Source organism: Mucilaginibacter gossypiicola, from assembly GCF_900110105.1.
Classification (GTDB): Bacteria; Bacteroidota; Bacteroidia; order Sphingobacteriales; family Sphingobacteriaceae; genus Mucilaginibacter; species Mucilaginibacter gossypiicola.
On sequence record NZ_FOCL01000001.1, the window covers coordinates 1221705 to 1248696 of the forward strand.

Below are 26992 nucleotides of genomic sequence, written 5' to 3' on the forward strand. Positions count from 1 at the left end.
ACGCAAACGGTTGTTACGGGTAGCGCAACCGTTTGCGTAATTTTTCAAGCATCAATGCAATGTGCGGTAAGCTATCTTTCCATCAATTTTTAATTAGCTTCGGAAATATTAAACAGAAAAATCAAGAAATTTTTATGCGGAAATTAACTTACCTGCTTGTTTTATTACTCCCATTACAGCTTTTTGCCCAACAGTTTGATCCGGTGAAGGCATTGGTAAAAAGGCGTGCCCCCTGGTTGAGCGATCATATTACTTTCGCCCCCCTAAAAAGCACAGGGTCCGACGTATTTGAATTGCAAACCGTAAATAACAAGCTGGTTATCTCAGCTTCGGGCAGTAATGCCGCTGCAGTTGGTGTAAACTGGTATTTAAAATATTACTGCCACCGTTCCATGTCGCACATGGGCGATAATCTGGCACCAGTATCACCTATTCCGGTTGTTGACAAAAAAACAACCATAGAGGCCGCGGCTATATACCGCTACGCTTTAAATTATTGTACTTACAATTACACCATGAGTTTTTATAGCTGGGCCGATTGGGAACGCGAGCTTGATTGGATGGCGCTGAATGGGGTTAATACCATGCTTACTGTTGAAGGTATGGAAACCGTATGGCAAAACACACTGAGAAAGATAGGTTACAGCGAAAAAGAAATTAATGATTTTATAGTTGGCCCGGCCTACACTGCCTGGTGGTTGATGGGCAATATTCAAGGTTGGGGTGGCCCTATGCCTCAAAGCCAAATCAACAACCGAAAGCTTATTCAGCAAAAAATGATGAAGCGGATGCGTGAGTTAGGTATAGAGCCGGTACTACAGGGATTTTATGGTATGGTTCCTAGTTCGCTGAAAAGTAAAAGCAAATCCCATATCATTGATCAGCTAACCTGGGGAGCCTTCAAAAGACCGGATATCCTTGACCCTACCGATCCGGAATTTAGCCGCATAGCAGGTATTTATTATAGCGAAATGCAGGCGCTATATGGTAAAAACATCCGTTTTTTTGCAGGCGATCCCTTTCATGAAGGAGGTAAAACAGACGGCGTTGACCTGAAAAAAGCAGGAGCCTCCATACAGGCATCTATGCAAAAATATTACCCGGGATCTACATGGGTACTGCAGGGCTGGCAGGATAACCCCAAACAGGCTATGCTTGAGGGCCTGGATAAATCAAAGATATTGGTACAGGAACTTTTTGGCGAGTTCACGAACAATTGGAAGAAACGTAAAGCTTATAATGGAAGTCCTTTTATATGGTGCAGCGTAAATAACTTTGGCGAGCGCCCCGGCCTTTATGGAAAACTGCAACGTTTTGCCGACGAAATAGACAGCGCCCGCAACAGTGAGTATAGCGAATACCTTAAAGGAGTTGGTATCATGCCCGAAGGGATTAACAATAACCCTCCCGATTATGATTTGATGCTTGAATTAGGCTGGCGTAAACAACATGTAGATGTCAGGAAATGGATCAACGATTACGCGGCTTACCGTTATGGCAAGCCAAATGAATATACCAGCAATGCATGGCAAGGCTTTTTACAAACTGTTTATTTCAGTCGCCCGGGTTACCAGGAGGGTGCTGGTGAATCTATATTCTGCGCACGGCCTGCACTGAAAGTTAAATCGATATCAAGCTGGGGCACGCTAACCCGCGACTATGATACTGTGCAATTTGAAAAAGCCGTAAAAGAGTTTGCCAAAGCTTCACCGGCGTTCGCTAAATCGGCTACTTACAGAATCGACCTGATCAATATGGTTAGGCAGGTACTGGCCAATAAAGGAACGCTTGTTTTTAATGACCTGGTAGCCGCTTATAACAATAAAGATTTGCAGGCTTTCAATGAAAAAAGCGCAAAGTTCCTGAACATGATCAGGTTAACAGATGAGCTATTGAATACTGACAAGTACTTCAGGCTTAACACTTATATTAAACAAGCCGTAAACAACGGCAATACAGCCGAAGAAAAGACCAATAACCTAAAAAACCTTTTGATGCAGTTAACTTATTGGGGCGAAAACAATCGTAACGAGGATAACCTGCATGAGTACGCCTATAAAGAATGGGCAGGCCTGATAGATAATTATTACCTGCCACGGTGGGAAATTTACTTTAACTACCTAAGGGGAAATCTGCAAGGCCAAAATAATCCTGAACCCGATTTCTTTACCTGGGAGCATAAATGGGTTGATGAAAACCAAAAGCTGATCACAGAAAAGCCCCAACGTGCTTTGCAGGAAGTGGTTAACGAAATTTTAGCCATGTAAAATGATCTTACCAGCTTAACCAGAAATTATTCAAACGGATAAAATATCCGGGGATAACCTCATGCTAAATTTTGCTGGATACCCAACATCTGCAATCGATTTTTTTTTAACGAAGCCTATTCATCATCAATAATTTACATTATCATGTTACGAAAACTCCTGCCTGGTATTTGTCTCCTTTTATATAGCCAGGTTTTATTTGCGCAAAACGAGCACACTTACCGGGTACCCAAAGATTCACTGGTGAGGCAAAAGCTTGCCCAATGGCAAGACCGAAAATTTGGTTTATTTATGCATTGGGGTACGTACAGCCAATGGGGAGTTGCTGAAAGCTGGACAATTTGTCCTGATGATGAGGTTAAACGAACCGGCCCATACAGTGATGATTATTTTACTTACAAAAAAGCCTACGAAAACCTGCAAACTACCTTTAACCCAATTAACTTCAACCCTGAAAAATGGGTGAGGGCAGCTAAAGCCGCCGGAATGAATTATGTAGTATTTACAACCAAGCATCATGATGGCTTTAGCATGTTTGATACCAAACAAACCGATTATAAAATTACAGATCCTAAAACTCCCTTTTCAAAAAATATACGAAGCAATGTAACTAAAGAAATATTCAATGCTTTTCGTAATGGAAATTTTATGGTTGGGGCATATTTTTCCAAACCCGATTGGCACAATCAAAACTATTGGTGGCCCTATTATCCGCCTAAAGATCACAACGTTAATTACAGCCCGCAACGTTACCCCGAACGCTGGCAAAAATTTAAAGATTTTACCTATAACCAGATTGAAGAATTGATGACCGGGTATGGCAAGATTGATATTTTATGGCTGGATGGGGGCTGGGTAAGGCCTTTAGATGAAAACGATAACGATCCACAACATTATAACCAGGACCTTGATATGGCTAAAATAGCAAAAATGAGCCGCGATCATCAGCCTGGCCTTATCATGGTTGATCGCACGGTTACCGGTGAGTTTGAAAACTATACCACCCCCGAACAAGAGGTACCCGATAAGCCACTGCCCTACCCCTGGGAAACCTGTATGACCATTGGTAAATATTGGAGCTATGTACCTAATGATGAATTTAAACCCAGCCTGCAATTAGTTCAAACCCTTATAAAAATAGTATCGCGGGGAGGCAATCTACTGCTCAATATTGCGCCGGGGCCTGATGGCGACTGGAACCCCGTTGCCTATCGGCGATTACAGGATATTGCCGATTGGATAAAAATTAACGGAGAGGGCATTTATGGTTCAGAACCTGTAGCTCCTTACTCAGCAGGCAATATCTATTTTACTAAATCAAAAACTACAAAATCGTTATATGCATTCTGGTTATCTGAAAAAGAAACAGTAAACTTCCCTGCCAATATTACTTTCCCGGTAAACAACATCGAAACAATTAAAAAAGTTAGTTTGCTGGGCAGTGTTCAAAAACTAAAATGGAATTACAAAAACGGGCTATTAAGCATCCAAATACCCAAGGAGTTACAAAAGAGCACCACTTTAAAGTATAGTAGTGCTTTTGTATTGAAATATTAAGAAACTATCGTTAAGCCACAGAATTTACCCGGTAAGATACCATGCTGGCATCAAACAGCGCCCGGTGATAAACGGGTGCTGATGTTGTTTCTTCAACCTGGCTGTCTATCAGTTCAAAAAGAATCTCGGCCGCTTTTATCCCCTGCTCTTTCGGGAATTGTTCGATAGAGGCCAGCGGTAAACTATCCATAAAGCTCCAGATTGGCAGGTTTGCGAAACTGATGAAGCTGATATCGTGATTAACAATCAGGTTGTTATTTTTAACTACAGCCATCGCGTCGCGGGCTACGTAATCGTTAAAGGCAATAACAGCTGTTGGTTTTTGGGGTAGCGATAACAACCTTCTCATAGCGTATTGATTTTGTATTGATGACAGATCTGACGAAACAATCAGGTCATCGTTTATCTTTATTCCATACTTATCAAGTGCTGTTTTATAGCTATCGAGGCGCTCTTTACTGGCTTCCAATTGAGTCGGCCCATTAATTAAGCCAATATTACGGTGCCCCTTCTCTATTAAATAATCAACAGCCTGCAGCATTCCCGGCTGGAGATTACAGGCAGAATAATGAATATCCTCAATACCAGGAATCCGATCAAAAAATACAACGGGGATCTTATACTTTCTCAGTTGTTCAAATACCTCAAAGTTTTTGGTGTTTTTACTTAGAGAGATGATGATACCATCTAAACGATGATTTGTCATCGTTTCCAAGATACTGCTCTCCTTTTCGGGACTTTCTAACGATTGTCCCACAAAAACATTGTAGTTTTTTTTGCTGGCATAATCTTCAATTCCGCTTAAGGCTGAAGCAAAAAAAGCTTCAGAAAAATCGGGAAGGATGACACCAATAGTAAATGTTTTTCGCTGTTTAAAGGATACGGCAGCTTTATTAGGTAAATAATTTAATTCGCTTGCTACCTTGTTAACCCGCATGGTGGTCACCAGACCGATGCTCGGATGTCCATGCAATGCCCGGGACACTGTTGATGCACTTATCTTCAAGCGTTTGGCTATGTCTTTGATCGTAGGAATCTTTTCCATTTTGCTTTGGGTTTAAAACAATGAATATTATTTATTTTGATATTAATGAGTGTCTTATTGAAAGGCGCCTTTACTTATTTGATTATTAACAATACGCGCCTTTCCATCAATATCCGTTTTACCGTTTATATCAGCCGAAATAACCACTCCCGAATTTTTTGCAGGCGAAGACGGTTGTATGCGTAAATCGGGATGTGCCGTGCTCAGCAAAAGAGGGTTGATACCGTTGGTTGAATTAGCGTCGTTATTGCTTGTTGTTTTCCAGGCATCGAAGAAGGTAAGCGGCGCACCGTTGGTGCTGTTCCAGATCCACTGCGGTGTGCCCGTGGTATAATATAAATTGTTGTCAATAATGTTGTTGCTGCCTGTTGTGGTATACTTATGAACAAATACATCAACCGGCCGGGCAAATACAATATTGTTTTTGATCACGTTATTATCGCAATGTTCGGTAAGCCTTATCTCCCCTTCTATCTCGCCAAAGGCACCTACAACACGGTCGTTTTGATACAGGGTATTATTAACAACATAACAATCTTTAGTACCACCGGTTGTATAGTTTAAATAATCGCCCATGTATATGCCCGTGCGATAACAGTTATATACAAAGTTGTTTCGTACAATGGTAGTTTTGGTGGCATATATGTTACTTTCACTTACCAGGCCTATTCCCCTATCGCTGTTATATACTATGTTTCTTTCGATGATAGTGTTGGCGCCACCACATACATAAATAGAAATGGCGCCATACCTGTCGGCCCCCCATGTTTCGGGAGTTTTGGTCATGGTGTTATCGTGAAATTCGTTATCGCTTATTACACCGTTACGGGCATAGTTGGTGGCAACCGCTCCTTTAGGATTAAGATTATCGCCGCCGGCTACAATTACCCCGATGTTTTCCGTGTCGTAAACTTTATTATGGCTGAAGATGAAACCATCTACATTACCGGCCAACGTTACATTTTCACTTGTGCCTGTATGCGTGTCATGTACCAAGCAGCCGGTAATAACAAGATTGGTAATTGGCGTGGCCGCGTTTCCTATTACCAGGATGGCATGAGCGCTTCGCCAATCAGCCAGTGAAGCATTATTTTTTATGTTATGGATATCGCAATTTTTAATGGTGATATCATGCGAGTTACTGTCGATAGCAATACCCTCCGGATCAACGCCATGTGCCGAACTGATCAAATTACAGATCTCAAAACCATCCAGTGTAATGTAAGCTACATTGCGTAACGTAACCAACGCTGTCCAGCCTGTAACTATTGTTTTGCTACCGTCAAGCACAGGTTTCTCTCCAGGATATGCTTTTAAAGTAATTGTTTTATTTTTTATTCCCGGTTTAGGGAATACTACCTTATCATAATACCTGCCTCCCCTAACCATTATGCTGTCGCCTGGTATGGCGTGGCTTAAAGCAGCATTTATGGTTTGAAACGGTGCATTGATGGAGCCTTTATTATTGTCAGATCCGTCAACAGCCACATAGTAAGAATGGGGGCTAACCAATAATGGTTTATTATGCCCATCGGCATTCTTTTTACAAGAAGCCATCGTATTTATGGTCATGCAACATAAAAACCAAAGAGTGATATAAAATTTCATTACAATTAATTAAAAATTTGAAAGGAACATGTCAGCAGCCTGGTAATAGGCCCGTAGCAGAAACATATCTGCTACGAGGCACTATATAAACTAACCAAACAATAAACTATCATTCGCGTCGCTCGCGGTAAACTAAAACTGCTTTTAAGGATTAGCTGATAATTAATGTTGCTTAACGCAATTTGGCGACACTTCTTAAGAAGCTTCTCTTTACTCCGAAACTATCTTCCTTATCATGTTGTTATTTTTATCCAATACATACACCGTTCCGTTTTTATCAACGGCTACCCCAGTTGGCGCGCTAAATAACGCGGAGCCACCTATCGCATCAGAATAACCGGCCGAGCCGCTTCCGGCAAAGGTACTTACATCAAAATTGCCGGCCTGGATGTAGCGGATACTTTGATCCGGGTTATCTGTATTGCCGGATACTGTACCATTACCTGCTACGTATATATTATCGTTATTATCAACCGCGAGCCCCCACGGATAAGCAAACCTTGCTACGGAACTTGTACCGTTAACATATCCTATGCTGCCTGTTTGCCCGGCAACAATGCTGCCCTGCCATGTGCCTGCTGTGAACTTTTTAACCACCTGGTCGCCATTAACGGATACATATAAATTACCGTTTTTATCAAAAGCGATGCCTGCCGGATAATACAAGCCGCCTACAACCTGCGTTGCTGTAAACTGGGCCGATACCTGGTAAATGTTACCGGGGTTGGAGCAGCTTCCGTAATAAACATATCCTGACTTTTTATCTACAGCTATACTCCAGGGTTCCTGGTTAGCCCAGGCCCATGTGGTGGCAGTACCATCGGGTGTAATTTTCCGGATATCCCAGTTTATTGGATCTACAGAATAAACATTGCCCTGCGCATCTGTAGCTACCGAATAGGGTAAATTAAAGGTGGCGGCAGTACCTTTTCCGTCGCCATACCCTGCTGCATTGGGATTGCCGGCCAGGGTGGTCACATTTCCGGCGCTGTCAATTTTTCTGATACAATGGTTCCCGGGATCGGCAACGTATACGTTAAGGTTATCATCAACAGCAATACCCATACTCCTATACCAGCTTTGGCCGCTTAGGTTAAACATGGCATCGGTGCCCTTCCCGTTGGCGAAACCAGCTTTACCAGATCCAGCAAGTGTACTAACAGTCCTGGTATATTGGTAAGTAAAATTGCTTGTACTTGAGGCAGAACCTTTTCCTATGGTCACCATGATTGGCCCGGATCCGGCTTTTTTAGGTACTACTACTATCATTTGAGAGGTATTGGCACCAATAATTTTAAGTTTCAGCCCATTAAGCGTAACAGAAATTTGTGAGGTGTCTGTCGAAAAATTTGTGCCGTTGATCAATACCTCGGTGCCACCTCCGCCCTGCGCCGGGATAAACGAACTGATACTGATGGGGGCATTAGCATCATGCGTTGGGACTTTATCTTTTTTACAACCTGCAATGGTTGTCATGATAAAAATTGCCCCGGTCAGGAAGTATATGCTCATACCTCCCGACATTATTTTTATGAATATTTTCATTGGAATAATTACTTGTTAATTATCTGCGTTTCCATAAATCTTTAATACTGTTTCAGCATGTGCATTACCAACCCGGGTTTTGCACCAATGCCCTATCGCGGTCTAACTGATATTGCGAAATCGGGAATAGGTACATTTTGTTGTTCCATACCCTTTTCTGAAAAAGTGTTTTATTATAAAAACCCGCGAATAAAAATCCCTGGCCCTGATCGTCAGTATTCACATTCAGGCCGTAAATAGTTTGGTTTTCGTCGGTACCTAATAATAACATTCTTACCAGGGTAAAGTATCTGTCGCTTTCAAAGCAGAGCTCCACCTGTCTTTCTCTCAAAATGTATTTCCGCATCAAGTCTTTGTTTCCAACGGCGGCAGGGTAAACAGATTGAATACCTGGTAAACCGGCCCTCGATCTAACCAAATTGAGATAAGTAACAATATTGGGGTTGCCCGGATCATATTCATTCAAGGCCTCCACATAATCCAACAGTATTTCGGCATACCTGATGAGGATAAAAGGACGGTAAGTAGCCTGATCCTGCCTGATATTATCAGCAGGGCTCACATTTTTCAATACATTATATCCGGTGATATTGTTGCTTGCGCCGGTTGCCTTCGGTCCCGATTTGCCATTGTAATAAAACTCCACCCTTCCTGTGCCATCAATATTGGCGGCCGATGAATAATAATTTTTATCATCAATTGTAGGTGCCGGTAATACCGGGCGACCATTATACAGGATGTATGCATAGAAACGAGGCTCGCGATTGGCATACATGTTCCATTGCCCTTTCTTATGCTCCCAATAGTTATTACCGTCGCTTTGCGCAAAATTACTTGCCACATAGCCCGATTGTGGGTCATCAATGGTGCGGCCATTGTTCATAGCAAAAGCATCCACCACATTCTGAGTGGCATTGTAAATACTGTACCCGCCGGGGCCCGGCGATACGCATTTGGTATATCCCCAGTAACTCCATGAGTTTCTTGAAAATATGATCTCTGTATTCCAGTTGGTAAGGAAAAGGTCGCGTACAGATAGATAAGGGTCAAATTGGGTTCCGCCGTTGTCAAGATTGGTAAACAGCTTGTAAGCGTTAAGGTCAATCACCGCTTTGGCCGCGTCGGCGGCTTCTTTCCATTTATTAGCATCGTAAGTTGCGGGGGCCAAAGCAGTACCATCCTGATTTTTTAATGATGACAGTGCGGGATTGCCATTCCATAACGGGCTCGCAGCCAGTAACGCAAGCTGCGCTTTTACGGCCAAACAGGCGCCTTTTGTAGGACGGCCATAGTTACTTGATGACGCCCATTGATCGGGCAGGCCCGTAGCCGCCTGGTCCATCAACTGATTTATGTAGGCTTTGCAATCATCAAAAGACGCTCTTGGATATTTATTAAAGTCGTCATTTAAACTTAATGCCCCTGTAAGCTTTACAACCGGGCCATACTGCTTCATTAATTGCCAGTAAAACCATCCGCGTAAAAAACGAACTTCGGATTTATATTGACTCTTCAACGTTGCACCTAACTGGCTGTCAGGAACTTTATCAATATTATCTTCAAAAATAAAAGACGACCTGATGCCTGTATAATAGTTATCCCAGTAATCAAAATAAGCGTTTACCGAACTCCAGTTACCTGCAACCATTTGCCTTACATTGGTACCGGGGATAGACACCGACGATTCGTCACTGGCCCCCATGGCACTATAATCGCCGCCATCCGTTTGTTTGATATAACCATATATATTATACAGGTACGCTTCGGCATTTGCCCTGGTACCCCAAATTAAATCGGACGTTAACAGGTTATCGGGCTTTTTATTGAGGTAATTACACGAAGATAAAACGGCACTCAGGCAGCATAACCCAATAGCCATAATTAGTATATTTTTTTTCATCGCAAAGGCTTTAAATACTTTTTGAAATCTTTTTAATTCCGTTATCACTAAAACGAGGCCCTTAATCCCAAAGCAAATAACCTTACCGGCGGATAACCAGCCCCGTTTGAGCCAAGTTCAGGGTCCCAAAGTTTGAATTTGGAGAAGGTTAACAGGTTTTGCCCCGTTAAATACAGGTAAACAGAATTGATCCCGGCTTTGGTAATAAACATTGGTTTAAGGGTATATCCCAGTGTGGCCTGCTTTAAGCGTACAAATGATGCGTCTTTACTCCACCATGTGCTTGGCTGGTAGTTATTACTGTTTTGATTGGAAATACCCAAACGAGGATAATCTACGTTTTGGCTTGGATTTTCAACCGTCCACCTGTTTTCAAGATTGGCGAGCATGCCCGATGGATAAGTGCCCATACCGGTAAATGGCACAATACCCGCGCCGGTTGCACCCGACCCGATTATGGCCGACCCGTTAGCCATGATCACCACGTTAGATACTCCCTGGAAGAAAAGTGAAAGATCAAAATTATGATAGCCAACTGTAAACCCGGCACCGTATAATATGGTTGGCACATCTGATTTACCGGTATATACCCTGTCAAAACTGTTTATCACACCATCGCCGTTTACATCTTTGTACTTGATGTCGCCAGGCCTTAATACCGCGCCAAATTGTGAAGGGCTTTTATCAACATCTTCCTGCGATGTAAATAGGCCTTCGGCAATATACATCAGGTTGTCGCCATATTTGCGACCGGTAGATTGTTGATACGAGTATAGTTGTTTAGGCTCGTCCTGCTGTATAATTTTATTATTATTATAAGTTAAGTTACCGTAAAGGCGAAGGGATACTTTGCCAAAATTATCGTTGTATTCAACATTGCCTTCGATACCCCGGTTATTCATTTCGCCGAGATTGGCAAATACAGCGCCACTAACGCCCAAAATACCCGATAGCGAGCTACGCTTAACCAGGATATTAGTCCTGCGCTCCTTATAAGCGTCGATAGTGATGTTTAACTTATTAAACAAACCTATTTCTAAACCGATGTTGTCTTTGGTTGCTTTTTCCCAGGTAAGGTTCTCCACCCCTATTACGCTTTCGGTTATACCGTTGAATACAACTCCGTTAAGGCCTAAACCTACCGAACCACCTGCACCGTATTGACCGATATAGGGGAATCTTGTTATACCATAATTAGAACCGATCTGGTCATTACCTACAATACCATGCGATCCTCTTACTTTAAGCAGGTTAAATGTACTGGTAAGGTTTTTAAAAAAAGGCTCCCTTGAAATTACCCAGCCGCCCGAAACTGAAGGAAAAAAGCCAAACTTTTTGCCTGCTTCAAAGTTTTCCGAGCCTGTGTAGCCAGCGTTAACCTCAAATAAATACCTATCGGCATAGGCATAAGTAGCCCTTCCTGCGAAACCCTGGTTATTGTAGGGAATGGAGCTAACAACATCGCCAGCCGAGCTCTGTACCCTCGAGCGCATATTATACAAAAACAGGCCTCCAAAATGGTGCTTCCCGAATGATTGATCATAGTTGATATTTGTTTCGAGGTACATCGTTTTTTCGGCAGATGATGATTGCGAATAACCTAAAAACTGGTTCCCGTACCTTGATTGGCTCAGTACCAAATTGCCGTCGGCATCTCTTGAGGTAGCCAGGTAAAGGTCATTGACACCGGTCCTGCGGTTATCATTTTCACTGTACGAATCAAATGAAAACCTTGCCATAGCGCTTAATCCATTGGTGATGGCATCCAGTTTCTGGTTAATGGAAAACACCGACTGAACAGTAGGACGAAATTCATTGTGATAGCCAGAGTTTTGAATATCGTTTACCGGGTTGGAGCCGCCGTTATTAAACGGACCAGCCCACTGGCCACCCGGGTATCGTATTGGAAAGGCATTAGGTGGTGTTAAATATGATTCGTACCAGATATTCCCGGCAGATAAACCCGGATAACGGCTGCTTACCAGCAAGGCATCCAGGTTCATTGTTAATAAAGTAGATTTGCTCAGATCGATATCAAGGTTCGATCTGAAATCATATCTTTTGAAATTAAGATTGGGATTGTAGCCGTTCTGTTTGGTAACCTTATAACTCCCCTCCTGGTCATAAAAAGAAGCAGAAACATAGTACCGTACAGATGGTGCACCACCGCTTACATTAAGGTTAGTGTTATAGCCTGGTGCCCAATCTTTATAAACTGATTTTATCCAGTTTACGTTAGGATAAAGGTATGGATCTAAACCACTTGCTGTTTTTTGGATAGTTTCTTCAGAATAGGCGGCTGTGGTTCCGTCATTGCTTGTTGCCTCGTTATGTAGCCTCATCCAAGATACGGCATCGAGCATTTTAGGCGTTTTTGTTAGCCCCGACATGGTGGCTTCTGTTTTTAAGGAGATCTTGGGCTTTCCGGCCACGCCTCTTTTTGTGGTGATGATCAAAACACCGTTTGCACCCTTAGCGCCGTATACAGCCGTTGATGATGCATCTTTCAATAAAGATATACTTTGAATATCCTCCGGGTCGATGTTATTATAAGCTCCTCCATAGGTGCTATTCACATCATCACGCTGTACGCCATCTATAATAATAAGCGGATTTGCATTACCTGTAAATGTACCGATGCCCCTGATCGTGAACGAGGCATTATCATAACCCGGCTCACCGCTTCGTTGCATGGATATAACCCCGGCAACCTTACCTGCCAGCGCATTGGATAAGGAGCGGTTTGGGGTTGTTATATCGGCCACGTTCACTGTGGTAACAGCACCGGTTATCGATACCTTTTTTTGCTTGCCATAACCTACAACCACTACTTCGTTTATGCCCTTGGTATCGTCAAGTAACTGAACAGTAAGGTATGATGTTGCCCCGGTAACTGTAACCTCTTTAGATACAAAACCGGCAAATGATATAACCAGAACACTTTTATCATTGGCTTCAATGGTAAACCGACCTTCACTATCGGTTATCACACCCTTATCCGAGCCTTTTATCCGTACACTGGCGCCGGGTAAGGTAACACCTTTTGAGTCGGTTACAACGCCTGATACTTTTATAACAGGTATTGGTTGAGGCTCCGCATCAAAAGGCCTGGGTTTGATGATGATCGTTTTGTCGTCAATATTGTAAATAAACGGCTGCCCTTTAAACGTTAATTTTAATACGTCTTCCAGTTCGGTATTCAGAACATTGATGCTTACCGGATTAGCATCTTTGATCACCTTTGAATTATAGAAGAAATCATATCCGCTTTGTTCGCCTATTTTTTTCAGGACTTTCTCTAACGGAGCATTTTTTTCTGATAACGTGATCTTTTGCGCGTAACCTGAAGCACTTGCCTGAAGTATGGTTGCCACCAATAAAATGATGGATAGTTTCATAATCAACAAAGCTTTATTTTTTATACAGGGGACCCCATATAATGTTATTTCATAACATTTCATACATTTGAACAAGTTTGGGTTTAAGGTGTAAATTGGACTACGAATTTAGTTTCATGGTAAGCCCTAACTTTTTTAGTCGGGAGTGTTCCACCACTTCCGGCTTACTTTTAAGGTTACCATAATGCGGGTAAAATATCACGGCATAATAATAACCCTCCTTCCCTCGATCTTAATTTTTACGCTACCTGTTTTCTCTATAATTTTGAGTGCCTGGGCCAGATCCTTTGAACGCGACACCATGCCTCCAAATTTCAAGTTATCTACATTGCCCGTGTATTCCACATCAATATTATACCAGCGGGCCAGTTTGCTCATGATGCTTTTCAAATCCTCGTCAACAAACATGAAATAGCCGTTTTTCCAGGCCACTACATCGTCTGTATCCACTTCCTGAACATGGATCGAATTATCTGTGATATTAGATTGCTCGCCGGGCTTAAGCAGTTTTGATTGATTCAATTTGGTGGATAGTACCTTAACAGAACCTTCCAATAAAGTGGTTTTTACCGAGGCATCGTCGGGATAGGAACTGATATTAAAATGCGTTCCTAAAACTTCAACCTCCTGCGAATTGCTCACAACTTTAAACGGTTTGGCCGGATTTTTCGCAACTTCAAAATAGGCCTCCCCGTTTAGTTCAACCCGGCGTACAGCACCGCTGAAATTGGTTGGATAACGAAGTGAAGATTCCGCGTTCAACCAAACTTTTGAACCATCCGGTAAATTAACCTGGTATTGGCCGCCTTTGGGTGTTTCAATTGTATTATAGGCTTGTTCGTTACCTTTGGTTGCATTAGATGCGTCATTGGTAATAGTATAAACTAATTTCCCATTCCCGGTTTTAGTAATGGTTACGCCTGATTGTTTTGCCAGCTGCCCTGTGCCAAGATCATCGAGTGTAATTTTTGATCCGTTAGATAAAGTTAAGATAGCCTTATTGCCGCCGGGGGCGATAAGGTGCTTAGCGGCTGCCTGCTGGTTACCAGTTGATAACGAGGCGATATTATGCTTTAAATATATAACCAGTAAAGTTGATAGTGTAAGGAATAGCGCAACGGAGGCGGCTATAAGCCAACGCCCACTCATAAACACAGGCCTTTTAACTTCGGATTCGCGCGTTTTTATTTCTTGTAATACTTTGCCATAAAGTTCTGCTTTAACGATACTTTCATCGCCCATTAAAGATTCGTCCCATTTCAGTTCGTTTTTCTGAAGGATATCGTAATAGTCCATCAAAAGCTTTTCTTCCCCGGCAGTGGCCTGGTTCGAGAGATATTTATTTATTAAACTGAGTAGTAATTCTTTGTCCATAGGTTTGTTGTTGTATGTATGTACCTTAATACATGCAGCACCCCCAAAGAAATTTTTAATATTTTTTTGAGGAGATGAACCAGGGAACGTAGGAATGAAAAAAACTGAAAAGAAAGATCAAAACCATCGGCCGCAAAACATGATCAGCGCCATGCAAACAAAATCGCCTAATGTTTTACGCAGGCGGTTAAGAGCTATGGTTAATTGATTTTCGACAGTTTTGGGAGAGATGCCAAGGCGTTCGGCAATTTCTTTAGTGGATAAATGTTCTTTTCGGCTCATGATAAATATCTGCCTGCATTTATCAGGCAATTCGGCAATGCCTTGCTCCAGTAAGCGGTTAATTTCTTTTTCAGATAAAATCTCTTCACCGCCGTTATTGCTAAAGAGTTCTTCCAAATTATTAAACAAACCAGCTTTTACTTTGCCCGAGCGTAGCACATTGAACACCTGATAACGAACGGCGGTATATAAATAAGCGTTTAGAGAGACTACCTGGAGCGTTGTTCTTTTTATCCAAAGGTTTACCAATACTTCCTGGGTTATGTCTTCGGATACCTGGCGATCACGGAGTATGTTGTATGCCGAAAGGTAAAGTTTTGACCAATATTTATTATAGATGTGTTCGAACGCCGCGAGATCATTCTCCTGGATCAATCCAATAAGTCTGTCGTCAGAAAATAACTGAACTTCCGGGCTATTCATTCCGCATTATAACAATTTGCCAAATCAACGAGGGTGTTTTATCTCAAAATCTCTTATTCGTCATTATCCAAATGGCAGAACATTACCACATGGATACTTAATTTTATTATAGCCCTCATGGATGTCTGCAATCGATACCGTTTGTACTATTCAAACGATATTTTGGTTAAAGCCCCGAATATTGTAATTTCGAGTAATTTACGATAGTAAATAAAGCTAAAAAAACTGTTAAATGAAAATGAACGCAAATAAAATTCGGTTAAGCCTTTAAATTCAATTACTCCGCCCCCATTTTGGTTTAATTTTCAAATATCATTTTTCCGAAAAATTCGGGTAAATGAAAATTAGCCTCGGCCGATTTAATATTGTTCCATACCAAAAAATGAGGATCGGGCAAATCGTCACCACATTTGTAGAAATTAACCCGGCATTGTTTACCGTTTAAAGATGCAATAGAGTGGTTACAAAATGCCACCAGCGGGATCATCAGTGTAAGTTCCCAGCCTATACTACCTTGCCGGATATCATCAACCAGTTTGAAATTAGTTTGATGCCTTATTGTTCGAATAATAGCCTCCGGTAATAGTTTCCGGTTTGTTCTATCAGCGCCAAAACTTAGCATACAGGTTCCTGCACAGTTAAAATCGAAGCTGTAATAGCTTTTCTCATCTCCAAAAGATACAAAGAACTCTACACAGCTATCTTTATGCACCGGTTGGTTTGGCTTCGTATATGCCGCCCTTATGGAAGTTTCGCTTACATAATACTTTATAAAAAGTCCATCGTTACCGAAAGCTATGGCAAAATGCACATCTGGTTTATAACCATTGCCCGGCCATGGCATTAAGCCAATATGGTTCTTCTCATAATTATCTAATAAAAACGAAACGTGCGCTATTGGGCTTACGTGATTTACACTGTCTAAAAATGGTACCGTCAGTTCTTTCATTTTATTTGGATGATGCTTTGTATGTTACTGAAATTTCGCGAATTACCTGATCGAGAATCGCATACTGCTCCTCCAGCATTCTAAGTAATTGAAATTGTGCCCTGGTACGCTGCAAATTATGCCCGGCAAAGTGTGTTTTATAATATACGTCGCCTTCTATATAATCTGTAAGGAAACGTACGCCCTGCATATATGGAATCAATAAAACGCCGATTAGCAGTGTTTCAACTTCAATATCAGTTAAAAAGGCATGTGCACTTTTAAAATAGCCTTCCGCATAGGCTTTAAACAACGGCATGTTTAGGTTAATTTTTGAAAGATCGGGCTCGTCTTCAGATGCTGTGTTTATGATAGTTCGGATCGCGTCGCCAAAATCATAGGCCACATAGCCCGGCATAACGGTGTCAAGATCAATTACACATTGCGCATGGTCATGCTTATCAAGCAAAATGTTATTGAATTTGGTATCATTATGGATGATGCGCAAAGGCAACTTTCCTTCTTCGCCCAAGTTCAAAATGGAAGTCATCTTTTCAACTCTTTCGGTTATGAACCTAAGCTCGGGCAAAACCTCTTTAACACGGTCTTTACTATCGGCCAGTACCGCCTTATTCAACTTTCCGAGCCGCATGGCAATATTATGAAAACCGGGAATAGTTTCAGCAAGTAAAGTAGCATCCAGATCGGCTAGCAGTAATTGAAATTTGCCAAAAGCCTTGCCCCCTTCGCAGGCTTGCTTCTCCGTGAGCACATGGTCATAGCTTTTGGTATCTTTTAAAAACAGGAACATCCGCCAATAATTACTATCTGCATCACGAAAAAAGAGCTGGTTACCTTTTGTCTTTACTATGGTAAGCACTTCATTTTCCGGATTGGAACCGGGAGTTTCATCCAGTTTCTTTTTAAGATGATCTGTTACTAACTGTACATTATTCATCAACGCAGGCACGTTTTCAAACACATAATGATTAACGCGCTGAAGTAAATAACCCGGCAAATCCGGATCGGTTACCTTAATATGGAACGTATCATTGATATGGCCTGAACCGAATGGTACAATTGCTTCAATTTCTCCCCGAATAGAAAAATGGGTGGCTATTTCCGATATGCTATATGACATATATTGTTGTTAGATAAAAATATTTTCGTTGGACGTTATCCAACGGAGGATACTTATTGACGGGTACTCTATCCGGCGAAATGTTAAAGTGTAGGTTTGGCGTTAAACACCATCACTTCAAAAGGCTGCAACGTAACAGTATAAACATCGCCGGTAAATACGGGAGCAGTTGGTTGTTTACCCCCGGATTTTGCATCGTAAAACCGGTAACCTGCTTTGCTGTTTAAAGGCAATTCAAAAATATTACGTGTATCAACAACAAATTTCTTTGCTGTATTTGAAGGGTTTCTTAAAGTAAGAATAGCTTTTTTAGGCGACCATGAAGCGAAGCCATAAATATCCCCTTTTGATGGATCTCCCCCTACCCAATGCGTATCGGGCATAATATCAGCGTTTTCCCGTGCCCATTTTATGGCTGCAGCCAGGCAGTTCCAATTGGCAGTGTTTAATTTATGAGGATTAATGTAAAGCTCCTGCAAGCTTGTTCCGGATCCGAAAAACGACCAGATTTCGTCAGAAATGTCTTTATCATTCATTTCAAATTTGGCAGGCGCGCCATTATCGGCAATACAAATGCCATGATACATTAATGAGCTTAAAGGATAGAGGGACGCACGCTGTACAATATTATTATATACTTCGCCATCGCGGTAATTGAGCCATTGCTGCCGGTTGTCGCCCTGTCCGGCGGTGTTGGTATCCCAACCATTTCTCCACAAAGCATCACCATATTTTAGCCAGAAAGGAGATGGCCAGGTACCCATGGTCAGGCTAAAATAAAGATCAGGTTTTACTCCGCGCAAGGTTGACACCAGTTTCAACAGCGATTCCATATCCGTTTGATAACCAGCCCCTGCGCCGGTTAATTTATCCCCTGCACCTACGCCGTCAAACTTAAACATTGTTACACCGTACCGGCTAACAAAGTTGGCCGCAACATTTTTAAACCGATTTGAATAAATAGTACCGGATAGGGAAAAACCGTGCGAATTTGTTTCAAACGGAGGGTTTTGTTTCCGGCCATATTGAAGCCTTTGCTCTTTGGCCTGTTCATACCCACCCCATGGCGACATCCAAACGCCTAATGACGCGTTATATCTATTGGCCAGCCTCTTAATGTTATCGAAACCCGATGGAAAATTGGCTTTGTTTATTTGCCATAAGGTTTGATTATCATCCCAGCCATCATCAAACAAAAAAGCATTTAAAGCAACGTGCCGCTTTATGGTCAGACTATCTGCAAAGGTTTGAATTCGGTCAAGGCAACTGGTATCATTGAGTTTTCTATCATTCCAGGATAAATCGTACCAGGAATTGTAATGCAGCATTTGTCTGTATGGCACAGCCCTTTCACGTTCCAGGTAATAGAGAAATGCTCTGCGCAACTGATTTTCGGGAGCTCCCCCCCAAACAGAGGATACAGTCAGCTCAGGGGTTGGCTCCTGCCCTTCAATATAACTACTTACCCAACCATTTTTTGCCTCGTACTTACTGATAGGGCTCTCGACAGCAAAATAGAAGTTTTTTGATACAATTGGCGATCCATCAACAATTCCCGAGGCTGCTACTCCGTTTTTTTCGGATAGCTTAATGAGTTGCAATTTCCGGATCCTTAAAGAATCTGTAATACTGTTAAACGTAAAAACCTGCCTGATGTAATTGGAGTTATCTTTTAAAATAGCAGCCCACTTCATGCTAATACCATATTTTGCATTCAGTAATTCGGCCGAAATTTCTTTTCCGTTTTCCCTTTCGGCAAGCTTAACACTCTTGTTATTGCCTTTTATATTAACAATTTTTAGAGGGCCTTTCAATTCAAAATCGGCAGAGTTAAGTATGATATCATCCTTTAACTCCAGTTCAAACATCGGTGTTCCTTTTAATTCGATCTGTTTATTACGAAAAGTAAATCTGCTTGCGGAAAGTCGTCTTTTTTCAGCTACGAATTTCACATGTAAACAATTGTTCTGTAAAACAAAAGTGTTGTTATCTGCAATAGCAAGTGCTTTGTTAGTTTCTATCCCCTTGAGGGAAACATTTTGAGCCCTTACAACACCAGCGAAAATGAGGCAAAATATGAACAATAGTTTTTTTAACATAGAGGACAGATTAAAAGGAAAACGGCAAGCGATATTCGTGTGTGCCTAAACAAAAGTAAAAGGCAACCTGCATTTGAAAAAACGCCGGCATTACCCTGCCTTTTAAATACACCCTATTTATCAGTTTAAATAATCATTCGGGCTGAAACAATCGTTTGCATAATTTTTCGGGTAGCCATCTGTCCTGAGGCCGCTTCAGATCGTTTCATCTCTCTTATATACAGTGTCTAAAGGAGAGATTGAGTTCCACACCAAGAGACTTTGGCAATAAACGATTGGCCATTAACCGCAGTATGGTCAGCAAATAAGCCTGAAACAAGAAAATTATATAACGTTTTTTAATTTTAGGATTTAGTGCAAGGGAATTGTTTCAACGGGTACATCCCAATGAGCTATGATCAATTCAAACCTATGCTGTTCGGCTTTTGTATAGCTATCCTGATCGGGAAAAAGCTGCTTTTTGTACGGATCAACAATGCTGTAATCCAGTGCAAGGTGCTCTGTCTTAAAAGTAATCGTTACCTTAAAATCCCAGCGGGTATCTTCACCACTATGCAATATCGGTGCTTCTGCTTTAATGCTCAGCACGTCGCCTTTTTCCTGTAATTTTTTTAGCAGTGGGTAGTGATTCTTTTGCCACAGTGCGATAAATTCTTCGGCATGCCCCCATTTAATCTTATAGTAGTTTTCTATGGTCAATGGCTTCTCTTGCCCCCATAAAACCGTACTTAGGAACAACAGTATTGCTAAAAGTTTAATTTTTTTCATTTCTTGATTTTTAGAAAACAATGCCGTTATGTTCAGGCGTATTGCAATACAGGATGTAGTATACGGGAGTTATTCAGAATACCCACGTGTGCAAATGCTACTTTATAAAAACCATCAATAATATTGCAGGCCAGCCTGGCGATCTTACTTCTTTCGCCGAAATTGATATCCGGATCACAAAAATCTTTTGGAAAGATTTTCAACCCATTTGAAACGAGATCTACCGGATTAAAATAAAAATGTAAATTCATACCATAATCGCTGATATTCAAAGCAGACTCTACTTGCAATGAGTTTGGCTCAAGCACTATCAATTGTGCTCCCATGGCACCAAAAACGTATTGAAGTTGATTAACCTCCCTTAAATATTCTAAGCCGTAGGTAAGCCATGCCTTGCTGTAAAAACTAATAACCAGTAAGTTTTCAGATAGTTTCCTGGTCAGCACTAAACTTGAAGCAGGTAAAGCCGGGGAAGTAAATTTCCTGAAACGCGCATTGTTTCCAGCCGTATCCTTAAAGGTTAGTGTTCTTTGTGCAGGTTTTTCCAACTCCGCAACAATCTCAATCTTTTCAAAGCCTGGATATTTCCCTACCGGTTTACACATCATATAGTTTATTAATTGCTTTATTTACTCTACAAACTATTTGTTGCTAATATAATAAATACACTATAAAATCTATAGATTTTATAGTGTATTTAAATGAATAAGTTTCTATTCAGGTTTCAGCTATAGATCCGGTTAAAGCAATAAAGATCGCTATTGCGCAAAACACAAGCGATCTTTAATTACAGCATCATTTTTAAACGAAAAGTTCTCCAACATTAATCAGTTATATTGGCGTTTCTTTTTATTGCGAGAGGGTATTGCTTTTCAACCTTGTTAAGTACAATATAAAGCGAATCTTTTTGAGGGCTTAGGCCTTTAAGTATAAACTTACCTGCCGACGGCGCTGTATAGTTTAGATTAAGTGCATCTGTTGTATCCGCCCGGTTTTTCAAAGTAAGAATATGCTTAACAGTATCCGCTTCATATCCATAATATAACCGGCCAATATTACCATAATACTCTGTTGTCCTGATCTTATTATCGGTTCTTAGCTTGAATGGCTTTGCAGTACCAATACTGATGGTATTGAACTTTTCAAATGCCATATTTTGCCAACGAACGGTATCATCCGGAGCATATGGCAAAACCTTGTTATTTAACCTAAATTCAGTTACGTTATAAAAGCCCGTAAAACTTTTAATTCCATCATCCAAAGGCAATTTAAAAGTTTTGCCTGCGGCATATAACTGTTCGTAATGATAGCCGCGGTAAAACAGGAATAGAAAGATAAACGCGGCTTTCAACACAATTCGGCCAGCTCTTTTCCACTGTTTGGTTAATTCAGAAGGTTGAATATAGCTGATAACAGCCTGCCGGTGTCTGATCAAAATGTTATAAAACTGATCAGCATCTTTTACTAAAAGTGCGGCAGAAAGGAAAAGCAGGTGCAGGCTGGCCAGTTCTACCCCGGCATCATAGCCAATGTTTACAAACCAGATAGACAATAAAATAGCTATCATCATTAGCGCACCTAAAGTGGCAGTACGCCTGAACAAAATTAAAACCGTTGCTATGAGTTCAAATACCCCTGCAAATACTTCAAAAAAAGGAGAAACACCGGTGGTGAGCCAATAAAGTTTACCCGGGGCAAAATCGCCTAAACTGGTATTTAACTGGCTCAGGGTAGGGAACGGCATTTGCACCGGGAATACCTTGGCGATGGCAAACCACGACATGCGCAACGCAATCTGGTACCTCACCAATATGAAAAACCAATTATAAAGCCGGTCATCCCGGTCGTTTTGCGTTAATGCATTCCGATCGTTATTAATTTGCTTTTCTATAAACGCCCATCCCCCGCCTATAATCAGGCAAACCAGTAAAGTAATCAACCATCCTCCATAGTTTTTACCACCCTGGCTGCTAAAAAACCATGGATTATTCTGGCTGACCACATCGAGCCAACGGTAAGGATGTCCTTTAACCGAAAAACCGGCATCGAAATCCTGCTGATAAAAAGCGGGAACAAATGGAATTACGGTTACAGCAGCATATATAATACCCGACCGCAGCAATATCCTGTGCAAAAGCCCCGGGTTCGGGACTGTAAAATCAACGGTATTCGCCATATCAGGATAGTCGTTTATTTACCGCGTTCCAGTTAACTACATTCCACCAGCCTGCAACATACTCGTTTCGCCTGTTTTGATATTTAAGATAGTAGGCATGTTCCCAAACATCCAAAGCCAGCAGCGGCGTACCTTTTACAGCAGCGTTATCAAAAAGCGGATTGTCCTGATTGGCCGTTGATGTAATCACAAGTTTACCATTCTGATTAACGAGCCATACCCAGCCCGAACCAAAGCGGCTAAGTGCGGCTTGCGTAAACTGATCTTTAAATTGATCAAATGATCCAAAAGCACCCACAATGGCGTCTTTAATCTTACCATCAGGCGCCGACGAATTTGGTGTTAAACTTTCCCAGAAAAAATTATGGTTCCAGGCGCCTCCACCGTTATTGCGGGCCTTGGACGAGAGCTGTGACGCGTGATCAAAAAACTCCTTTTCGGTGCTAAAAGTGAGCTTTTCAGCTACGATAGCATCATTTACGTTTTTGATATACGCCGCATGATGCCTGGTATAGTGGATCTCGTTGGTTAATCCGTCAATATGGGGTTCCAAAGCTTTATAATCAAAGCCCAAGGGCACCTGGATAAATTTTAAAACATCACCTGTTTGAACAGATTCTTCATTTTTTTGGTAAGCTGCCAAAGCCTGGTCTGTTTTCAACAACAATGGGCCGGTTAGTGCAACTGCTGCGGTTGCCTTTAGTGTATTTTCTATAAATTGTCTTCTGCTGTTAGTTTTCATCTTATTTATTAGTGTTAATAATGAAGCTGCCCGGTTCATCAACCGGGACAGCCTCCTGCACAACTTATTCCACCATGCTGTGCTTTATCTTTAATTAATTATGAGTAAGAATAGTTGCCCCTATGGCCGATGAACCAGGCGTACCATTAATATAAATGGTATAAATTTTCCCCGCTGTAAGCGTAACGCCTTTAAGCTTATCACCGGTAATATTAACCGCCGACTGATCTGAGCTTTGCGTTATCGAAAAATTAACTGTACCTGCATCCACGGTAACAAAAGGCCCTAATGACCACGCGCTTAAACCGGTTCCTGACAATACCGAACCTCCCGCCCTGCCATAAGCTGTATTGGTAAAAAGCGCTGTTTGCCCGGCAATGCCAAAGTCAACATTAGGTGCGCCTGGTGCCAGGTTTACAAAGCGTACCTTCGCCTTGCCGGCAGCCGGAGCGCTTAGGTCGTCATAAAAAAGAATTAATGAATCGGCCGTAGCCTTGGTATTTTTTACTGCGAAAACTGTATGGTAGTAGTTAGCTATAGGTCCGTTAGGCCCGCCGGTAGATGTAAAAGTGGCGCTATTACCAAACTGTCTGGATGCTTTGTAAGATGTATTGGTTCCTTCAGTAAAATTGATCTGCACATCCCCAAACTGAGTGTCAATGTAGTCGCTTTTAGTGTTAATGGCCAGGGCTGTTTTGGTTACCTGTGTCGTGTACACCCAAAACTGGATCCCTGTATTTACCGGGCGCGCATTTACGAAGCTGATGTGGGCTGCGAGTGATGGCCTGTCGGCAGCGTTGATATTTAAATAGTCGGTCTTTTTGCAGGATGCAGCAAAGAGGATGGTTATCCCGGCAAGCACCCATAGCTTTCCTGAATTTGACAGGTATCTCCTTTTTAAGGCTTGCTTATATGTTGATTTAAAAATACTTTTCATGATTGAGCTATTATAAATGGGCTGATAATTTGATAAACGGCTGGATACCTGCGCTACCATTTTGGATGCCTACAACAGTGGGGTTGCGCAGGCCGGCTATAGATGGGTCAGTATAATCACCCACTACATTAAACACGTTGTTAACGCCTGCAGTGCCCTGGATGCGGCTGGTAAACTTATAACCAACCGATAAATCAGTTACCCAAATAGGTTTAAGGTTTTGATAAAAGTAAACCGGGTTAAGCGGATCGGCTGCGCTTAGCTGAGATGCTGTGGTTACTTTCCCAAAATACACCGTGCGGGCCAGGAAGGTAAACCTGTCCAAACTGTAAATACCCTGCAGGTTTACTTTTTGGGCCGGAATGTTGGTAGTTACCCTTGCCCTTTCGCCCGGGCTCAGGATCACATTCTTATATTTTTCGAGACCTTTAGGTGTGTTCACCTTGGTCACCTCATTTTTTTCGAAGTTGCCGCCAAACAGGAAGTTGATATTCCCTCTATCCAATAACAACTTGTAGCTGCCTGTAAACTCAATACCCTTTGTCCGGGTGCTGAATTCGTTGTAAAAAAAATTGGCCTGGGCCGCCCCGGTTTGCTGAAACAAAGTTTTAACATCAGCAGGCAGGTTGGTATCTGTTGATGTAAAGTTACCGGTATTGCCTACCCTGTTATCAATATTGATCAGGTATGCATCAACGGTTAACTCCACATTGCTGCCCGGTGCAGAGGTTAAACCTAGGGTATATCCTTTTGATTTTTCGGGCGATAACTTAGGGATTCCCAATGCCCTTGCCGCAGCGCTCTGGTTGGATGCCGTCAGGATGTCAACTCCCCTGCCCTGCTGAAAGGTTGTAGATACGGAAGTGTAATAAGATTGCGCCAGATCTGGTGCCCGGAAACCGGTATTTGCCGATCCCCTGACACTTAACCACCTGGCAAAGCTATAACGCGTAGCAGCTTTCCAGGTAAACACGTTGCCGAAGTCCGAAAAGTATTCGGCACGGCCTGCGCCAGAAACGAGCCACTCTTTGGTAACGTTCAATTCCACATCGGCATAACCGGCGGTTACGGAGCGACTCACATTAACTGCATTTTCCGGCCTGAAACCTAAATGAATTTGCGAGCCCGCCGAAAGACCGTTCAGGGATGTTACGCCTGCATTTGATAAATAAGGTATGCCGCCCGTAGTGGTATCAATATCAACAATGGTACGCTGATCTGCTTTGGAATAGGATGCCTCTTCACCTGCGATAATCTGGAAGCCCTCCACCCGGTGCTGGGCACCGAAGGCTACGTTCAATCCCTTCAATATTTTATCAAAATAGCGGGTAAAGTCAAGCGCAGTTGTGTTTTGGCTGGCATTATAGCTGCCGGCGTCAAAACTTGTAGGGCTTTTTAAACCAAGACTGGCATTCAATGAATTATCAACCCGGTTACCGAATATATTTTTACCGTATACATTTGAGAAATCTACATTCCAATCGCCAACTTTACCTTTAATACCCACAGCTATAGATTCATCAACTATATTATTCTCCATAGCAGGCAAAAAGCCATCGGGATAAATAAAGTTGTTGTTACGTGATGTCCAGCCGGGTAAACGGTAAGTAGCTGTAAATTGTGAGTTACGGCTGCTGATACCGCCAAAGGCATACAACTCTGCCGAGTTTTTTAAAGGTAATCCTGCATTGAAAAACAGCAAAGCATCTTGCCCGGCATTGGAGCCGCTGGCTCGCTGATCAAAAAAATGACGGTCGATGCCCCGGCTTGCTAAAATAGCATCGTCAATTTCTTTGGTGTATATAGCGTCGTAACCGCGGGTGTTAGCGCCGCCTCCGTAAATTGGGCCGTTATACAGGCCTGCGTCCTTTCTGCCGGCCGGTAATGAAATGGCCTGGGTAGCATATTCGGTAGTTACGTTTACATAACCGCCGTTATTACCTAAACCAACACCGTAATTGGCACTTGTACGGGTAACGGCACCATCCCCTCGCCTGCGCACGCTTCCGGATGTATTTATCGCAAAATCATCTGTCTTTTTCTTTAGCACAATATTGATTACACCCGCAATAGCGTCTGAACCATATTGCGCAGCGGCGCCGTCCCTCAATATTTCTATCCGCTCTATCGCGCCTGTCGGTATAGCATTAAGGTCATACCCGGTTGAGCCGTTACCCAAGCCGCCATAATTTACGTTAGCGCTTTTATGCCTGCGTTTACCGTTAACCAATACCAAAACCTGGTCGGGGCCTAAACCGCGCAACTGGGCAAGGCTAAGTGCCGAACCGGCATCGCCTGCATTACTTCCGTTAACAGAATGAAATGAGGGCGAAATATATTGCAATATCTGGGTTACACTCACCTGCGGGGCCGATTCTAATAGCGGTTTTACATCTATCACGTCCACAGCAACCGGCGAGTTAAGCTTGGTGCGGTTAGCGTTGCGCGAACCAACGATCTGTACCTCATTCAGCGCGTTATTTTTGGATGGTTTCAGGCTGATCTGAAATTGCCTGATCCCATCAATTTCCACTTCCTGACTTTCAAAACCTACAAATGAAAACACCAGGTATTTACCATTACGGATCACGATGCTAAAGCTACCATCGGCTTTGGTTACGGCGCCTTCATTCAATCCTTTAACAGTTACGGAAACACCCGGCAAAGGGGCTTTATCATCGGCAGAGGTTACAACCCCGGTTACCGTTCGTTTTTGTGCATATGAGTTATGCCCCCAAACAAGGGTAAAGAGCATAAGCAAGAGTACAATTTTCTTCATTTTACAATAGTTCAAAGGCAAAG

The 26992-nt window shown here is 42.2% G+C and carries 18 protein-coding genes; 2 read left to right on the forward strand and 16 right to left on the reverse strand.

Annotated elements, in window-relative coordinates:
• The first annotated feature begins 134 nt into the window (after positions 1-134).
• Both BMX50_RS04880 and BMX50_RS04885 read left to right on the forward strand, forming a co-directional pair.
• A complete protein-coding gene (locus tag BMX50_RS04880) occupies positions 135-2267 on the forward strand; it encodes an alpha-N-acetylglucosaminidase (protein WP_091208648.1) in 2133 nt (710 codons plus the stop codon).
• A 144-nt stretch (positions 2268-2411) separates the two neighbouring features.
• Positions 2412-3824: an alpha-L-fucosidase gene (locus tag BMX50_RS04885; RefSeq protein WP_091208378.1), complete on the forward strand. Its 1413-nt coding sequence runs from the start codon at positions 2412-2414 to the stop codon at positions 3822-3824.
• Between the two features lie 10 nt (positions 3825-3834).
• On the opposite strand, the gene BMX50_RS04890 is transcribed toward BMX50_RS04885, so the two are convergent.
• From BMX50_RS04890 to BMX50_RS04965, 16 genes are all read right to left on the reverse strand, one after another.
• Positions 3835-4869, reverse strand: coding sequence for a LacI family DNA-binding transcriptional regulator (locus BMX50_RS04890; protein WP_091208380.1), 1035 nt, complete (start codon positions 4867-4869; stop codon positions 3835-3837).
• A gap of 54 nt (positions 4870-4923) precedes the next feature.
• Positions 4924-6477 carry a DUF1565 domain-containing protein gene (locus BMX50_RS04895; RefSeq protein WP_143065089.1) on the reverse strand — a complete coding sequence of 518 codons (1554 nt, stop codon included), beginning with the start codon at positions 6475-6477 and terminating at the stop codon, positions 4924-4926.
• A 210-nt stretch (positions 6478-6687) separates the two neighbouring features.
• Positions 6688-8022, reverse strand: a complete 1335-nt coding sequence (locus BMX50_RS04900) for an IPT/TIG domain-containing protein (protein WP_208864643.1) — start codon at positions 8020-8022, stop codon at positions 6688-6690.
• 64 nt (positions 8023-8086) lie between these two features.
• The gene (locus BMX50_RS04905) at positions 8087-9922 is read right to left on the reverse strand and encodes a RagB/SusD family nutrient uptake outer membrane protein (protein WP_091208654.1); all 1836 of its coding nucleotides are present in this window, start codon (positions 9920-9922) and stop codon (positions 8087-8089) included.
• Between the two features lie 47 nt (positions 9923-9969).
• A complete protein-coding gene (locus tag BMX50_RS04910; protein ID WP_208864644.1) occupies positions 9970-13320 on the reverse strand; it encodes a TonB-dependent receptor in 3351 nt (1116 codons plus the stop codon).
• 198 nt (positions 13321-13518) lie between these two features.
• Positions 13519-14694 (reverse strand): FecR family protein, encoded by a 1176-nt coding sequence (locus tag BMX50_RS04915; protein WP_091208386.1) that lies wholly within the window; start codon positions 14692-14694, stop codon positions 13519-13521.
• Positions 14695-14811: 117 nt separating this feature from the next.
• Positions 14812-15399: an RNA polymerase sigma-70 factor gene (locus tag BMX50_RS04920; RefSeq protein WP_091208389.1), complete on the reverse strand. Its 588-nt coding sequence runs from the start codon at positions 15397-15399 to the stop codon at positions 14812-14814.
• A gap of 298 nt (positions 15400-15697) precedes the next feature.
• Positions 15698-16348, reverse strand: coding sequence for a carbohydrate-binding family 9-like protein (locus tag BMX50_RS04925; RefSeq protein WP_091208392.1), 651 nt, complete (start codon positions 16346-16348; stop codon positions 15698-15700).
• A gap of 1 nt (position 16349) precedes the next feature.
• On the reverse strand, positions 16350-17468 hold the full coding sequence (locus BMX50_RS04930) for a phosphotransferase enzyme family protein (protein ID WP_091208394.1): 1119 nt from the start codon (positions 17466-17468) through the stop codon (positions 16350-16352).
• 83 nt (positions 17469-17551) lie between these two features.
• Positions 17552-19567, reverse strand: a complete 2016-nt coding sequence (locus BMX50_RS04935; protein ID WP_091208397.1) for an alpha-amylase family protein — start codon at positions 19565-19567, stop codon at positions 17552-17554.
• Between the two features lie 351 nt (positions 19568-19918).
• Positions 19919-20335, reverse strand: coding sequence for a hypothetical protein (locus tag BMX50_RS04940; RefSeq protein WP_091208400.1), 417 nt, complete (start codon positions 20333-20335; stop codon positions 19919-19921).
• Positions 20336-20367: 32 nt separating this feature from the next.
• Positions 20368-20943, reverse strand: coding sequence for a hypothetical protein (locus tag BMX50_RS04945; RefSeq protein ID WP_143065090.1), 576 nt, complete (start codon positions 20941-20943; stop codon positions 20368-20370).
• A 215-nt stretch (positions 20944-21158) separates the two neighbouring features.
• Positions 21159-22511 carry a hypothetical protein gene (locus tag BMX50_RS04950; protein ID WP_091208405.1) on the reverse strand — a complete coding sequence of 451 codons (1353 nt, stop codon included), beginning with the start codon at positions 22509-22511 and terminating at the stop codon, positions 21159-21161.
• Between the two features lies 1 nt (position 22512).
• The gene (locus tag BMX50_RS04955) at positions 22513-23253 is read right to left on the reverse strand and encodes a superoxide dismutase (protein ID WP_091208408.1); all 741 of its coding nucleotides are present in this window, start codon (positions 23251-23253) and stop codon (positions 22513-22515) included.
• A gap of 94 nt (positions 23254-23347) precedes the next feature.
• The gene (locus tag BMX50_RS04960) at positions 23348-24190 is read right to left on the reverse strand and encodes a DUF4397 domain-containing protein (RefSeq protein ID WP_167667812.1); all 843 of its coding nucleotides are present in this window, start codon (positions 24188-24190) and stop codon (positions 23348-23350) included.
• Between the two features lie 10 nt (positions 24191-24200).
• Entirely contained in the window at positions 24201-26969 is a 2769-nt protein-coding gene (locus BMX50_RS04965) for a TonB-dependent receptor (RefSeq protein ID WP_091208415.1), read from the reverse strand.
• Between the last annotated feature and the right edge of the window lie 23 nt (positions 26970-26992).